This window comes from Streptomyces sp. NPDC004609 (assembly GCF_042873655.1).
In the GTDB taxonomy this organism is placed as follows: domain Bacteria; phylum Actinomycetota; class Actinomycetes; order Streptomycetales; family Streptomycetaceae; genus Streptomyces.
Genome location: NZ_JBIALS010000013.1, coordinates 1 through 12892, shown reverse-complemented (window position 1 = coordinate 12892; position 12892 = coordinate 1). Strand labels below are relative to the sequence as shown.

General features: G+C 73.4%; 14 protein-coding genes and 1 riboswitch. Of the genes, 10 read left to right on the top strand and 4 right to left on the bottom strand.

Annotated features, from left to right (window positions below; translation table 11 throughout):
- Positions 1-112 precede the first annotated feature (112 nt).
- Positions 113-253, bottom strand: a riboswitch (cobalamin riboswitch).
- A 142-nt stretch (positions 254-395) separates the two neighbouring features.
- Together ACFYT4_RS15190 and ACFYT4_RS15185 are read right to left on the bottom strand one after the other, a co-directional pair.
- Complete coding sequence (locus tag ACFYT4_RS15190) at positions 396-620, bottom strand: hypothetical protein (protein ID WP_389268414.1); 225 nt, start codon at positions 618-620, stop codon at positions 396-398.
- A gap of 12 nt (positions 621-632) precedes the next feature.
- A complete protein-coding gene (locus ACFYT4_RS15185) occupies positions 633-1856 on the bottom strand; it encodes an anion permease (protein ID WP_389268412.1) in 1224 nt (407 codons plus the stop codon).
- Between the two features lie 559 nt (positions 1857-2415).
- Between ACFYT4_RS15185 and ACFYT4_RS15180 the strand changes: the two genes are divergently transcribed.
- Both ACFYT4_RS15180 and ACFYT4_RS15175 read left to right on the top strand, forming a co-directional pair.
- A complete protein-coding gene (locus ACFYT4_RS15180; protein ID WP_389268410.1) occupies positions 2416-3543 on the top strand; it encodes an alpha/beta hydrolase in 1128 nt (375 codons plus the stop codon).
- 124 nt (positions 3544-3667) lie between these two features.
- Positions 3668-5296 carry a hypothetical protein gene (locus tag ACFYT4_RS15175; protein ID WP_389268408.1) on the top strand — a complete coding sequence of 543 codons (1629 nt, stop codon included), beginning with the start codon at positions 3668-3670 and terminating at the stop codon, positions 5294-5296.
- A gap of 64 nt (positions 5297-5360) precedes the next feature.
- Here the strand turns inward: ACFYT4_RS15175 and ACFYT4_RS15170 are convergent, their stop codons facing one another.
- Entirely contained in the window at positions 5361-5744 is a 384-nt protein-coding gene (locus ACFYT4_RS15170) for a hypothetical protein (RefSeq protein ID WP_389268406.1), read from the bottom strand.
- A 286-nt stretch (positions 5745-6030) separates the two neighbouring features.
- Here ACFYT4_RS15170 and abc-f point away from each other — a divergent pair, with 286 nt between their 5' ends.
- The 3 genes from abc-f (at position 6031) to ACFYT4_RS15155 (ending at position 9343) form a co-directional block, all read left to right on the top strand.
- Positions 6031-7629 carry a ribosomal protection-like ABC-F family protein gene (abc-f, locus tag ACFYT4_RS15165; RefSeq protein WP_389268404.1) on the top strand — a complete coding sequence of 533 codons (1599 nt, stop codon included), beginning with the start codon at positions 6031-6033 and terminating at the stop codon, positions 7627-7629.
- 499 nt (positions 7630-8128) lie between these two features.
- Positions 8129-8350: a helix-turn-helix domain-containing protein gene (locus ACFYT4_RS15160; protein WP_006123601.1), complete on the top strand. Its 222-nt coding sequence runs from the start codon at positions 8129-8131 to the stop codon at positions 8348-8350.
- A gap of 153 nt (positions 8351-8503) precedes the next feature.
- Positions 8504-9343 carry an enoyl-CoA hydratase/isomerase family protein gene (locus tag ACFYT4_RS15155; protein WP_389268402.1) on the top strand — a complete coding sequence of 280 codons (840 nt, stop codon included), beginning with the start codon at positions 8504-8506 and terminating at the stop codon, positions 9341-9343.
- A 33-nt stretch (positions 9344-9376) separates the two neighbouring features.
- On the opposite strand, the gene ACFYT4_RS15150 is transcribed toward ACFYT4_RS15155, so the two are convergent.
- Complete coding sequence (locus tag ACFYT4_RS15150; protein ID WP_389268400.1) at positions 9377-10165, bottom strand: hypothetical protein; 789 nt, start codon at positions 10163-10165, stop codon at positions 9377-9379.
- 147 nt (positions 10166-10312) lie between these two features.
- Between ACFYT4_RS15150 and ACFYT4_RS15145 the strand changes: the two genes are divergently transcribed.
- The 5 genes from ACFYT4_RS15145 to amaP all read left to right on the top strand — a co-directional run bounded on the left by ACFYT4_RS15145 (position 10313) and on the right by amaP (position 12697).
- A complete protein-coding gene (locus ACFYT4_RS15145; protein WP_389268398.1) occupies positions 10313-10816 on the top strand; it encodes an Asp23/Gls24 family envelope stress response protein in 504 nt (167 codons plus the stop codon).
- A gap of 75 nt (positions 10817-10891) precedes the next feature.
- A complete protein-coding gene (locus ACFYT4_RS15140; RefSeq protein ID WP_389268396.1) occupies positions 10892-11083 on the top strand; it encodes a hypothetical protein in 192 nt (63 codons plus the stop codon).
- Positions 11084-11089: 6 nt separating this feature from the next.
- A complete protein-coding gene (locus ACFYT4_RS15135; protein ID WP_389268394.1) occupies positions 11090-11467 on the top strand; it encodes a hypothetical protein in 378 nt (125 codons plus the stop codon).
- The gene (locus tag ACFYT4_RS15130; RefSeq protein ID WP_389268392.1) at positions 11464-12111 is read left to right on the top strand and encodes a DUF6286 domain-containing protein; all 648 of its coding nucleotides are present in this window, start codon (positions 11464-11466) and stop codon (positions 12109-12111) included. The genes ACFYT4_RS15135 and ACFYT4_RS15130 overlap by 4 nt, the downstream gene beginning before the upstream one ends.
- 7 nt (positions 12112-12118) lie before the next feature.
- Complete coding sequence (gene amaP, locus ACFYT4_RS15125; RefSeq protein ID WP_389268390.1) at positions 12119-12697, top strand: alkaline shock response membrane anchor protein AmaP; 579 nt, start codon at positions 12119-12121, stop codon at positions 12695-12697.
- Positions 12698-12892: the final 195 nt, after the last annotated feature.

Sequence of the window (12892 nt, the reverse complement as noted above, 5' to 3'; positions counted from 1 at the left end):
GGTGCCGTACCCGGCGCCCTCAGGTCCTTCGGTGCTCTCGGTGTGTTCGGGGCAGGAGCTGAACCGCAGCCGCGCATGGCGATATGTCCTCACTCAGGGTGTCCGCGCCCTGGTTCGACGAGTCCGACGGTGAGAGTTCCTGGCTCCCGGGAGTCGTTCCCCGGTCACAGTGGCGGGACCGCGCCGGATTCGCACCGGCTTCCTCTGCCTCCGTCGTGATGGCCCCGGAAGTCCACCATGCGCCGAGAACACCCGTCAACCTGTCCTTGACCTGCGGAGGGACAGTGTGCTGAGGCCCACATCCGGACAGCCGCAGGGCCGGGCACCCGACTCGGGTGCCCGGCCCTGCGGCGGGAACGGGGTGATGCGCGAGGAGTGTCCTTGGGCGGCGGCCGTCAGGTGATGATCAGATATATCCCGTACGCCACCGCCGCGGCGCAGACCGCGAAGCAGGCGTACGCGCCGGTACGGGCGAGTGCCGCGGAGCCGCCGCCTCCGCCTGCTGCCGACTCCTGCCTGCTGAGGGCGACCACGCCGAGGGCGAAGAAGCCCACCACCACCACGGTCGACACGAGGCTCACACCGAAGACGGAGCCGAGAGCTGCCCAGTCGATTTTCATGCTGATCCGTCCTTACACCGCGGCCCGGCTCGCCGGACCCGCTTCGGGGGCCGAAGGAGCGGGGGACGGGATGGTGGTCTTGAGGTCGTCCTGGGCGATGGCGGCGTCGACGGCGCCCGGGCGCCCGTCGCCGTGGTGCACGTCGTTCACGTTCGTGTGGTCGACGACCTGGCGGCGCGAGACCAGCCAGATCGCGGCGCACGAGGCGATGAGGAAGACGGCGACGGCCGCCACTCCCCAGTCGCCCTGCTTGGTCACGTACTCGGAACCCGCGGCCACCAGCGCGGCGGCCGGCAGCGTCAGCCCCCAGGCCACGAACATCCGGGTGGCGGTGGACCAGCGGACCACTCCGCCCTTGCGGCCGAGGCCCGCGCCCATGACGGCGCCCGAGCAGGAGTGCGTGGTGGAGAGGGAGAAGCCGAGGTTCGAGGAGGCGAGGATGACGCTGGCCGCGCTGGTCTGGGCGGCGAAGCCCTGCTGCGGCTGGAGGTCGGTCAGACCCTTGCCCATGGTGCGGATGATGCGCCAGCCGCCGAGGTAGGTGCCGAGCGCGATCGCCACGCCCGCGGAGACGATGACCCACATCGGAGGGTTGGAGCCGGGGGAGAGCACACCGCCGGCGACCAGGGCCAGCGTGATGATTCCCATCGTCTTCTGGGCGTCGTTGGTGCCATGGGCCAGGGAGACCAGACCCGCCGAGGCGATCTGACCCGCCCGGTAGCCCTTCTCCGTGCCCTTGCCGCCCGTCTTGCGGCCGATGCGGTACGTCAGCCTGGCGGCGAGGAGCGCCGCGATGCCGGCGACCAGCGGCGCGGCGACGGCGGGAATCAGGACCTTGGTGACGACCGTGCCGCCGTTGACCCCGCTGATACCGACCGAAGCGATGGTCGCCCCGATCAGTCCGCCCATGAGGGCGTGCGAGCTGCTGGACGGCAGGCCTATCAGCCAGGTGGCCAGATTCCAGAGGATGGCGCCGACGAGCGCCGCGAAGATGACTTCTGGGGTGATGCCTGACTCGTTGACGATGCCACTGGAGATCGTCTTCGCGACCTCCACCGACAGGAACGCGCCGACGAGGTTGAGCACGGCGGACATGGCCACCGCGGTCTTGGGCTTCATTGCGCCGGTCGAGATGGTCGTCGCCATCGCGTTGGCGGTGTCGTGGAAACCGTTCGTGAAATCGAACACGAGAGCTGTCACGATCACGATCGTGAGCAGCAGCGTGATGTGTTCCATTTACCCAGGCAATCTCTGGAGGTCAGTGGCCCGCCGAACGTAGGTAACCTGGGTGAACGGAAGGTGAACTGGGGCGGGACTCAGGGTGTCTCCAACCGGTTCTCATCCTTCCGCTTCCGCTTCCCCGGGACCGGGATTCCGGTTGTGGCAGGTCGAAGCCGGCGGGAAGTGGCTTTCGTAGGATTTTATGGTGATCCGCGTCACCGCGCTTCCGTGATCCGCCGCCCGGGTCATCACGCCGGCCGGGACGGCCGGAGGAGCCACGGGATCCGATGCCGGGCGTTCGATCCGGAACCCGCGGCCCGGGTCCCCGCGCCCCCGCCCGCGCCCGGTGTTTCCGGCCGGTGTTCCGGAGCCCGCCGCCCGGTGTTCCCAGCCCGGTGTTCCGGAGCCCGCCGGAGTCGGGGGAGGGGCCCGGGGCCGGGCCGCCCATGCCGCCCCGGGCGCCGGGAGGACCCGGCCGCGCGCCGCCGAAGGCGCGGCGCACCGGCACCCCCGGAGGTACCCGGCCGGCGTCCGTCCACTGGCAGCGTGCCGCGCCCGTGCCGACACTGAGGGGATGCGCCCGGTAACCGCGACGGCAGCGGCCGTCACCACCCTGATAGGCGTCGGCGCGGCCGCGGTCGCGGCCGGCCGGTACGCGGGCGACGCCACGCTCAAGGCGTCGCCCGGCCGACCCCTCCCCGGAGACCCCCGGCTCACCGTGCACGCCACCGCGGCCGGCCGGGTGACCCTCACCCGGGGCCTCGCCTCCCGCCGCCCCGGCACGTACGGGATCGACGGCCCGGGCGTGCACGCGATCGTCGGCCCCGTCCTCGAAGGGGTCTCCCACCCCGCCGACACCCTGGTCCGCAGGCTGGAGCAGGTCGGCCACGGCGTCCTGGAGCCGGGCACCCGCGTCCGGATGAGCCCCCGGCTCCACACCGGCACCCCCACGGACGCCCTCGGCATCGACCACGAGGACGTCAGCATCCCCGGCGAACTCGGCCCGCTGCCCGCCTGGTTGGTGCCGGCCCCCCGCGACACCTGGGTGATCGCCGTGCACGGGCTCGGCGCCACCCGGGAACACCCCATGAACCTCCTGCCGTTTCTCCACGGCAGACGCGTGCCCGTGCTCGGCCTCGGCTACCGGGGCGACCCGGACGCCCCCCGGCCCCCGGACGGGCTCGGCCACCTCGGCGACTCCGAGTGGCGGGACCTCGACGCCGCCCTCCGCTTCGCCGTGGGCCGCGGAGCCGCGAGCGTCGTTCTCTTCGGCTGGTCCACCGGCGCGGCCATGGCACTGCACACCGCCGCCAACTCCGCGCTGCGCGACCGGATCAGCGGCCTCGTCCTCGACTCCCCGGTTCTCGACAAGGACGCGACCCTGCGGGGTCTGGCCGCGGCCCGCCACACTCCCGGGCCCCTGGTGCCGCTCGTCGCCAGAGCGGCCCGCGGCCGGGCGGGGCTCAACGGCGGCCGGCTCCTCACCATGGCCGACGCACAGGCCGTACGGGTGCCGACCCTGATCGTCCACGGCCCCGACGACACCCTGGCCCCCTGGGGACCCTCCCGTGCGCTGGCCGCGGGCCGCCCGGAACTCGTCACCCTCCACACGGTCCTCGACGCCCCGCACGCGGCCATGTGGAACGCCGACCCGGCGCGTTACGAGGAAGCGCTCCGCCGCTTTCTCACCCCTCTGCTCTAGCCCGCGCCGGACTCTCCCGCGGATCCCCGCGCCGCCCGGCCGCCGCGGGTGCGGAATCCGGCCGATCTTCCGCCCGCAGGGTTCCGTTTGGGCTTTCGGGCCGTCAACGGGAAGACTGCTCCCTGTGACGTCCCGAAAGCCTGATGAGCAATTGGCGCGCAACTCCAGACTCCGTCTCGTCCGCCCGCGGCCGCTGGCCAGCGCCCGCAGGGCCGTGACGACGCGGCGCACCCGTTCGGCCCCGAGGCCTCCCGAGGGCACGCCTCCGCCCGCGGAACTGGCCCGCCGGGCGAGAGAAGTCCTCACCGACGCCGTACGGATCGCCCGCTGGGCCGCCGTCGACCGGGACCCCAGCACCGCCCCACTCGCCGACTGCGCGGAGGAACGGGCCGCCGCCGCACTGGAGTTGACCCCCGCCCAGGTACGCGCCGGCTGGGACCGCGCCCGCCTCGCCGGACTGGTCGAACTGCACGGCGACATCGCCCGCCCCGGCTGGCGGCTGCGCGCCTGGGACCGCGACGACATGGCCGTGCTCCGCGGCTGGGTCGCCCTCTTCGACGCCTGGTCGCTGGCGCACCCCGCCCCCGGCGATGCCGCGCCCACCGCCGTCGCCGAGGTCGTCGAAGCGGTCCCCCAGCTGCTCTCCCTCCTCCAGCTCTCGGCGGGGCCGGTGCTCGTCCCGGCGCTGCTCGATCTGCTGGAGCAGCGGGTCGCGGAACTCCGCGAGGAGCGCTGCGAGGTCCCGTACGGCCCCCAGGCGCAGCCCGGATCCCCGGCCGAAGCCGCCCCGCCGCCCGGCGCCGGACCCGTGCCGGACACCGGTGCACGGCCCGCCGCGGGTGCGCCCGGGCCCGCGGCCGACGCCCCCGACGCGGCGGTGCTCCGGTCCGGCGCCCTCGGACCGGACGCGTCCGGTCCGGCCGCCGAAACCTCCCTGCCCGCCACCGGGACCGCCGCCGCCCGCGCCGGCGGCCCGGCCGCGCTCGTGGTGTCCGGCGGCGGCGGGACGGCGGACGCCGAGCCGGACGTCCCCGTCTCCCGGCTGCTCGACTGGGCCCTCGACGGCCTGGCCGCCGTCGGCGCGCTCACGCTCGACAGGGGCCGGTCCGCCACCCTCACCCCCCTCGGCAACTGGGCGGTCTGGGTCAAGCTGGAGCAGATCTGTGTCGCCGCCCAGAGCCCGGCGGGCAATATCGAGCAGTCCGCCGACGACATGCTCCGCGGCTGCGCCCGCCTCACCCCGGGCCCGGCCCGCGCCGAGTACCGCGCCTGGCTGGCCGCCCGTACGGTCTCCAGCGCCGTGGCCGAACTGCTCACCGTCGCCCGCGGCGAGGACGCCCTCCTGCGGGGCCTGGCCTTCGAGGCGCTGCGGGCCGTCGGAGCCCCCGCCGAGGCCGAGGTCCGGGCCGCCGCCGATGAGCCCACACTGCGCCCGTACGCCCTGCTCTGGCTCGCCGAGTACGAGGGGGTCGACGCCGACGACGCGGCCGATGTGCTCACCCGCGAGGAGGCCACCTGGCTCTGGGTGGACACCGCGGCGGCCGTCGCGGACCACGGCGAGCCCCAACTGCTGCTGCGCCACCTGGACTCCGCGGTCCAGGGCACGGTCCCCGCACTGCTCGAAGAGGTCCGCTCCGGCGGCCACCCCCGCACGGTCCAGGTCCTGGTCGCCCTCGCCGCGGCCCACCCCGACCCGGCGCTCGCCAAGGCCGTCCGGCGAGCGGCGTTCCAGGTCCACACCGGCGGCGCGTAGGTCCGTCCGCCGCCGGCCGGTCCGGAGACGGTGAGCGAGCCCGGCGGGCGTCACCCCCGCCGGGTCACCGGATCGACGGGTCCCCTTCCTCGCGCTCGGACCACGTCAGGTCGTCCGAGAGCGCGCCCCTGGGGAATCCGCTGCGCACCCCGGCGAAGAGGACCGAGACGGCCGGAGCGCACAGGAGCCAGGCGACGGCGCCGGGCAGCCCGTCCCGGCCCAGCCAGAGGACGGGCGTGATCAGCAGGGCGGCGAGCAGCATGCCGGAGAGGACCGCGGGGGCGTTGTGGCCGTGGTACCCGGCGTGGCGCGGCACCCGTGTGGCGAGCCGGTCGCCGACGGGAGGACGGGGTCCGGCCAGATGTGGACGTTCCTCGTCCAGGCCGGATACGCCCTCGTCCGGATCGGATACGCCCGAGAGCGTTTCGCCGCCGTCGGAGACGAACACCGCCGGCAGTTCCCCGTCGATCAGCTTCCACCGGTTCCGTCCCGTCCGTCCCGGCTCCCGCGTGACGGACGCCCCGGCGCCGTACCCCAGGCCCGCCTCGCGGCCGGGCCCGTGGCCCCGTCCCCGGCCCGCCGGAAACACCTCTCCCGCCCCCGCGGGCGGCGAAACCACTTGCACGCCCCCGTTAGACTGGCCCCCATGGCCATTCTCCTCGTGCATTAGACGGCGTCGAAGTCTCGCGCGCCCTCCCTTCCGCCGTCCGTACCGCTTGCCCTGGAGTCTGTCCGTGATCACCGCTTCCGGCATCGAGTTGCGCGCCGGCGCGCGCGTCCTCATCGAGTCCGCTTCCTTCCGTATCGCCAAGGGCGACCGCATCGGCCTGGTCGGCCGCAACGGCGCCGGCAAGACCACCCTCACCAAATGCCTCGCGGGCGAGGGCATCCCCGCCGGGGGCGCCATCACCCGCTCCGGTGAGGTCGGCTACCTCCCGCAGGACCCGCGCACCGGCGACCTCGACATGCTCGCGCGCGACCGCATCCTCTCCGCCCGGGAACTCGACAGCGTGCTGAAGAAGATGCGCGAGAACGAGGACCGGATGGCGAACGGCAAGGGCGCCACCCGCGAGAAGGCGATGAAGAGGTACGAGCGCCTGGAGACGGAGTTCCTCACCAAGGGCGGTTACGCCGCCGAGGCCGAGGCCGCCACCATCGCCGCCGCGCTCGGACTGCCCGACCGCGTGCTCGGCCAGCCCCTCCATACGCTCTCCGGCGGTCAGCGCCGCCGGGTCGAGCTGGCCCGCATCCTCTTCTCGGACGCCGACACCCTGCTGCTCGACGAGCCCACCAACCACCTCGACGCCGACTCGATCGTCTGGCTGCGTGACTATCTGAAGACCTACCGCGGCGGCTTCATCGTCATCTCCCACGACGTCGACCTCGTCGAGACGGTCGTCAACAAGGTCTTCTACCTCGACGCCAACCGCTCCGTCATCGACATCTACAACATGGGCTGGAAGCTCTACCAGCAGCAGCGCGAGGCCGACGAGAAGCGCCGCAGGCGCGAGCGCCAGAACGCCGAGAAGAAGGCCGCCGCGCTCAATTCGCAGGCCGACAAGATGCGGGCCAAGGCCACCAAGACGGTCGCCGCCCAGAACATGGCCAGGCGCGCCGAGCGGCTGCTCGCCGGGCTGGAGGAGGTGCGGGCCGCCGACAAGGTCGCCAAGCTCCGCTTCCCCGAGCCCGCGCCGTGCGGCAGGACCCCGCTCACCGCCGAGGGCCTGTCCAAGTCGTACGGCTCGCTGGAGATCTTCACCGATGTCGACCTCGCGATCGACAAGGGCTCCCGGGTCGTCATCCTCGGCCTCAACGGCGCGGGCAAGACCACCCTGCTCCGGCTCCTCGCCGGTGTCGAGAAGCCCGACACCGGCACCGTCACCCCCGGCCACGGCCTCAAGCTCGGCTACTACGCCCAGGAGCACGAGACCCTCGACCCCGAGCGCACGGTCCTGGAGAACATGCGCTCCTCGGCGCCCGACCTCGATCTGGTCGAGGTGCGCAAGACGCTGGGCTCGTTCCTGTTCTCCGGCGACGACGTCGACAAGCCGGCCGGAGTGCTCTCCGGCGGGGAGAAGACCCGGCTCGCCCTGGCGACCCTGGTCGTCTCCTCGGCCAACGTCCTGCTCCTGGACGAGCCCACCAACAACCTCGACCCGGCCAGCCGAGCGGAGATCCTCGGCGCGCTGCGCACCTACAAGGGAGCGGTCGTCCTCGTCACCCACGACGAGGGCGCCGTGGAGGCACTGGAACCGGAGCGGATCATTCTGCTGCCGGACGGGGTCGAGGACCTGTGGGGCGCGGACTACGCGGACCTGGTGGCCCTCGCCTGACGAGCCCGCGGACCGGACCCGCGTGCCCCGCATCGCCCGCGGCGGTTCCGCCGGAACCGTGCGGACCCTGTCCTGACGGGCCCCGAGGCGGTCCGGGGCGGTCCGGGGCCGTTCCGCATCCGTCTCCGGCGCCGTTCCCGGGGCCGCTCCGGCGGGGCCCGGGGGCGGGGAGTGATCCACTCCGTATGGATCATTCGGCCCACGGGTGATCCATCATCTGAGTGAGAGCGTCTCGTACCCCGGCGTGGCACTCGGTGCAGCGCCCGCGTTTCTGCGCCGCCCCCGGCCGGATTCTCCGTACAGCCCCTGACCTGCCAACTCTCCGGAGGCGATGGCCCGGCGTGCCCGACACCTGCACTCGGAATCAGGGATTCCGGTCGTGATGGGCGCTCCGCGCACGGCAAAGGTCGTCCCATGGACCTTGCCGAATGGGTGGCCAGGAAGCCGACAAGGGGTGATCATGAGAAGTCCAGAGCGCACTTCCCATGAGGAGGCACGGGTGGCCGAGACTCTGAAGAAGGGCAGCCGGGTTACCGGCGCCGCGCGCGACAAGCTCGCGGCAGACCTGAAGAAGAAGTACGACTCCGGTGCGAGTATCCGGGCGCTGGCCGAAGAGACCGGCCGTTCCTACGGATTCGTCCATCGGATGCTCAGCGAGTCCGGAGTCACGCTGCGGGGACGCGGCGGGGCGACACGAGGCAAGAAGGCCGCATCGGCCTGATGCCGGACGTCTGGCGTCGGTCAGCACGTCAGGGCTCCTTCGGTCCACCGGTTCTCACGGTGGTCACCCGGCCGGTCGTCACGGTCGGCCGGGTGGTTACTGTGCAGTCGCTTAGCTAGTCTGCAGTGACTGCACCCGAACCGGAGGCGCTCCATGACTTCGTCCGACCCCGCGCAGGACCGTGACTCCGTACAGGACCGTGACCCTGTACGTGATCTCGTGTTGGACAAGGACGGCGTACGGCTCACCGTCGAGAACGCGGTTGCCACCGTAACACTGGCCAACCCGGCCAAGCGCAACGCCCAATCCCCCGCTCTGTGGCGGGCGTTGACGCATGCCGGACGGTCGTTGCCGGGCACGGTGCGGGTCGTGGTGCTGCGCGGCGAGGGCAAGTCCTTCTCCGCCGGACTCGACCGGCAGGCGTTCACGCCGGAAGGATTCGACGGCGAGCCGTCCTTCCTCGATCTCGCACGGGGTTCCGACGCGGAGCTGGACGCCGTCATCGCCGAGTACCAGGAGGCGTTCACCTGGTGGCGGCGGAGTGACATCGTCACGATCGCCGCCGTGCAGGGCCATGCGATCGGTGCCGGATTCCAGCTCGCTCTCGCCTGCGATCTGCGGGTCGTGGCCGAGGACGTCCAGTTCGCCATGCGCGAGACCAGCCTCGGGCTCGTCCCCGACCTCACCGGGACGCATCCGCTGGTGTCGCTCGTCGGATACGCCCGTGCGCTGGAGATCTGCGCCACGGGCCGCTTCGTCCACGCCGAGGAGGCCGAGCGCACCGGGCTCGCCAACCTCGTCGTGCCCGGTGACGAACTCGACGCCGCGGTACGGGACCTGGCCGCCGCGCTGCTCGCGGCGCCCCGCGACGCGGTCATCGAGACGAAGGCCCTGCTCCAGGGCGTGCCGGGCCGGACGTACGAGGAGCAGCGCACCGCCGAGCGCGCCGCGCAGGCACGCAGGCTCCGGGACCTGGCCGGCATCGGCGACTGACCGCACCGTCACCGGCCGGAGCGGGGCTCGGGGTCAGATCTCGACGGCGGTGACCAGGACCGATACCGGGCGCCCGTCCGCGAGAGCCGCCGAGACCGCCTCGCGGACCGCCCGCACCACCTCGGGCGGACGGTGGCCGTGCGCCACCGCCACCTCGACACGGACATGGTCCGCCGCGCGATGCACCGGAGCGCCCAGGACGGCCGTCAGACCGGCGACGCCGGGCGCCCCGGCCGCCGCCACCGCGACCGGATCGGCGGTTTCGGCGGGCCGTGCCGCGGCAGGACCGGCGGTGTCCGGCCGCGCCCGGTCGGCTTCCCCGGCGGTCCCGCCCGCCGTGCTCCCCGAGGCCCCGGCTGTTCCTCCGGCCCCGGCTGTTCCCGCAGCCTGCGGCGGGGCGCCGGGCACCCCGGCGGGCGCGTCGAGCAGCTCCGTCACCCGCAGATCGACCTCGGTGACCACCAGTCCGAGTCTGTCCGCCGCCGCGGTGAAGAGGGTCTCCCGCAGCGCGGACGCCAGCTCGGGCAGCGGTCGCGGCCCCACGGCCGCGAAGTCGGCGTCGATCCGCAGCGGACCCGGCGGCAGGGCGCTCGGCGGTGGCGGTACGGCGGGGGCGGCGACCGATTCCGGGTCGGCGAGCGCCAGCCGCAGCCTGCCGGGCTCCACCCCGGGAAGGCCGTCGGCCGCGTGCCGCAGCACGGTTTCGGCCGACTGTTCGGTCAGCCAGGCCCCGGCCCCGGGGTCTCCCAGCGGAAGCAGTCTGCCGAGGCCGAGCCGTCTCCGTACCGCGTCTGCAGTGGTCACTGCTCCAGCCTGCCGCATGTTCGGAGCGGGACGGGGCATCCGCGCTTAATGTGGGCTAGGGGGTGTCTTGCGGACCGCACCGGACTCCGGCGGGATCCACCGAGGCACCCGTGAGGGGACTCCAGCACTGTCCGCAAGGCCGTACAGCCCCGAAAGGACGAGGCGATGAGTGAGACCGCCCCCAGGAGCCGGACCGACACAGCCGGTGGTGAGTCCGGCTCGGCCGAGGCCCCCAGGAACGAACCCCGGAGGACGACGAGCAAGCGCGGCGGCGGGGACCCCGGCTCCCGGGGCCGGACCACCATCGCCGACGGCGTCGTCGAGAAGATCGCCGGACTGGCCGCACGCGATGTGCTCGGTGTCCACGCCATGGGCAGCGGGCTGTCCCGCACCTTCGGCGCGGTACGCGACCGGGTGCCGGGAGGCAGCAGATCCCAGGCCACCCGTGGAGTGAAGGCCGAGGTCGGCGAGGTGCAGACGGCCCTCGACCTGGAGATCGTCGTCGACTACGGCGTCTCGATCTCGGACGTCGCCCGCGCGGTGCGGGAGAACGTGATCTCCGCGGTCGAGCGGATGACCGGACTTGAGGTCGTCGAGGTCAATATCGCGGTCAGCGATGTGAAGCTGCCCGAAGAGGAAGAGGAAGAGGAAGAGCCACGGATCCAGTAGCCGAGGGGCCGGCCGCACGGGCCACACCGGTGGCACGGGCCGTCCCCGCAGGCAGTCCTGATGGAGGAGTTCACGATGAACATGGCTGTGGTCGGCCTGCTGGCCGGCATGGCGCTCGGGTTCGCCGGGTACTTCGGCGGCTTCGGCGCGTTTCTGCTGGTCGCCGCGCTCGGCGCGGTCGGGTTCGTGGTGGGCCGCTTCCTGGAGGGCGATCTCGAAGCCGGGGACTTCTTCCGGGGTCGCGAGCGCGGCGACCGGCGGCGGTGACCCGGCGTGGCCGGTGAACGGAGCGGTGGACGCGGCGGCTCCGCCCCCGGTGTCGCCGCCGGAGACCGCGGTGCGACCGTCATCGCCGACCGGGTCGTGGCGAAGATCGCCGCACAGGCAGCGCGGGAAGCGCTCGACGCGGTGCCCCGGGGCGGCAGCGCGCCCCATGCCACGGTCGTCGTGCACCACGACGCCGCCCGGGTCCGGATCACCCTCGAACTCGACTACCCCTCCGACATCGGCGGACAGTGCGGCGCGGTGCGGCACCGGGTCACCGAACGGGTGAGGACGCTGGCCGGCATGGACGTGCCCGAGGTGTCGGTGTTCGTCGAACGCCTGCACTCGGCGCACGCGCGCGGCGCGGCGCAGGGGAGGATCAGATGACCGAGTCCGAACCGACGGCGCCCGTGCTCGACCCGGACCGGTCCGCGTCGGGGGCCTCGCACGCACCGGTCCCGGAGCGCGACGGCGAAAGCGGCCACAGGGCGGGGCGCTTCTGGTCCGTCCGCCGGGTGCCGGCCGCGCTGCTCGCGCTGGTGGTCCTCGGCGGCGCGGGCATCCTCCTGTACGACATCGCGGCGGTACGGGTGGACCGGCCGGCCATGCAATGGCGGCGCTCCCTCGGGCACGACCTCGCCCAGTGGCAGGTCGACGAACCCTGGGTGCTGGTGGTCGCCGCGGCCGTCGCCCTTCTCGGGATCTGTCTGATCGTGATCGCGGCCACCCCCGGAATGCGCTCGGTGCTCCCGATGCGCCGGGACGAGCCCTCCGTACGCGCGGGGCTGACGCGGGACGCGGCGGCACTGGTGCTGCGCGACCGGGCGATGGAGGTCTCCGGCGTCCAGTCCGCCCGGGTCCGGGTGGGGCGCTCCAAGGTCTCGGTGAGGGCCCGGTCCCACTTCCGTGAACTCGACGACGTCCGTGCCGATCTGGACGAGGCGCTCGGCGCGGGCATCGCCGAGCTGGGCCTCGCCAGGAGCCCGGCGCTGACCGTGCAGGTGACCCGGCCGCCCGCGAAGAAGAGGTGAGAGACGGATGCTGCGTGGCGTCAATCGTGTGGTGCTCGGCCTTGCCGGAGTAGTGCTGGTGTGCGTAGGGGGCGGGGTGCTCGCGGCGGGTGCGGGCCTCTCGGTGCCCTCCTGGTGGCCCTGGGACGGCCGCGACGACGTCCTGCTGAGCACCGCCGACCGCGAGCGGTGGCGCGACGAGAGCTGGTGGTGGCCCTCCGTCATCGCGGGCCTCGCGATCCTCGTCCTGCTCGCGCTGTGGCTGCTGCTCGCACAGCTCCGCCGCGCCCGGCTGACCGAAGTCCTCGTCGACAGCCGTGACGGCGAGGGCGCGCTGCTGCACGGCCGGGCCCTGGAGGGTGTCCTGGCGGGGGAGGCGGAGTCCCTGGACGGCGTCCACCGGGCCCGGGTCACCCTCAAGGGCCGCAGGGCCGGACCCGAGGCCCGGATCCGGCTGCAACTGGAGCCGTACGCCTCACCCGCGCGGACGCTCTCCCGGCTGTCCGGCGAGACGCTGGCCCGCGCCCGTGACTCGGCGGGCCTGGCGGTGCTCCCGACGGAGGCCCATCTGAGGGCGTCGAAGCACGGCGCCCGCCGGGTGACCTGACCGCACCACCCCCGTACCCCGGGGCCCCCGGATCCCCCAGCCGCCCGGCTCCGGGAGGCCGGGACCGGGCGTGGGCCCCGGCCTCCCGGAGCCCACCGGACCCTAGGGCGTGTATCGAAAGTCCCGCCTGGCCTGCGACGCCCAGCACGCACACTCGCTGCGTTGTCGGAATCACCCAAGTACGTCCAGTACGAG

Bases quoted from the DNA above. Each gene is read 5' to 3' on its own strand.
- ACFYT4_RS15190 (WP_389268414.1), bottom strand. From the start codon at position 620: ATGAAAATCGACTGGGCAGCTCTCGGCTCCGTCTTCGGTGTGAGCCTC.
- ACFYT4_RS15130 (WP_389268392.1), top strand. From the start codon at position 11,464: ATGACCGAGTCCGAACCGACGGCGCCCGTGCTCGACCCGGACCGGTCC.
- ACFYT4_RS15180 (WP_389268410.1), top strand. From the start codon at position 2,416: ATGCGCCCGGTAACCGCGACGGCAGCGGCCGTCACCACCCTGATAGGC.
- ACFYT4_RS15140 (WP_389268396.1), top strand. From the start codon at position 10,892: ATGAACATGGCTGTGGTCGGCCTGCTGGCCGGCATGGCGCTCGGGTTC.
- amaP (WP_389268390.1), top strand. From the start codon at position 12,119: ATGCTGCGTGGCGTCAATCGTGTGGTGCTCGGCCTTGCCGGAGTAGTG.
- ACFYT4_RS15155 (WP_389268402.1), top strand. From the start codon at position 8,504: ATGACTTCGTCCGACCCCGCGCAGGACCGTGACTCCGTACAGGACCGT.
- ACFYT4_RS15145 (WP_389268398.1), top strand. From the start codon at position 10,313: ATGAGTGAGACCGCCCCCAGGAGCCGGACCGACACAGCCGGTGGTGAG.
- ACFYT4_RS15185 (WP_389268412.1), bottom strand. From the start codon at position 1,856: ATGGAACACATCACGCTGCTGCTCACGATCGTGATCGTGACAGCTCTC.
- ACFYT4_RS15150 (WP_389268400.1), bottom strand. From the start codon at position 10,165: ATGCGGCAGGCTGGAGCAGTGACCACTGCAGACGCGGTACGGAGACGG.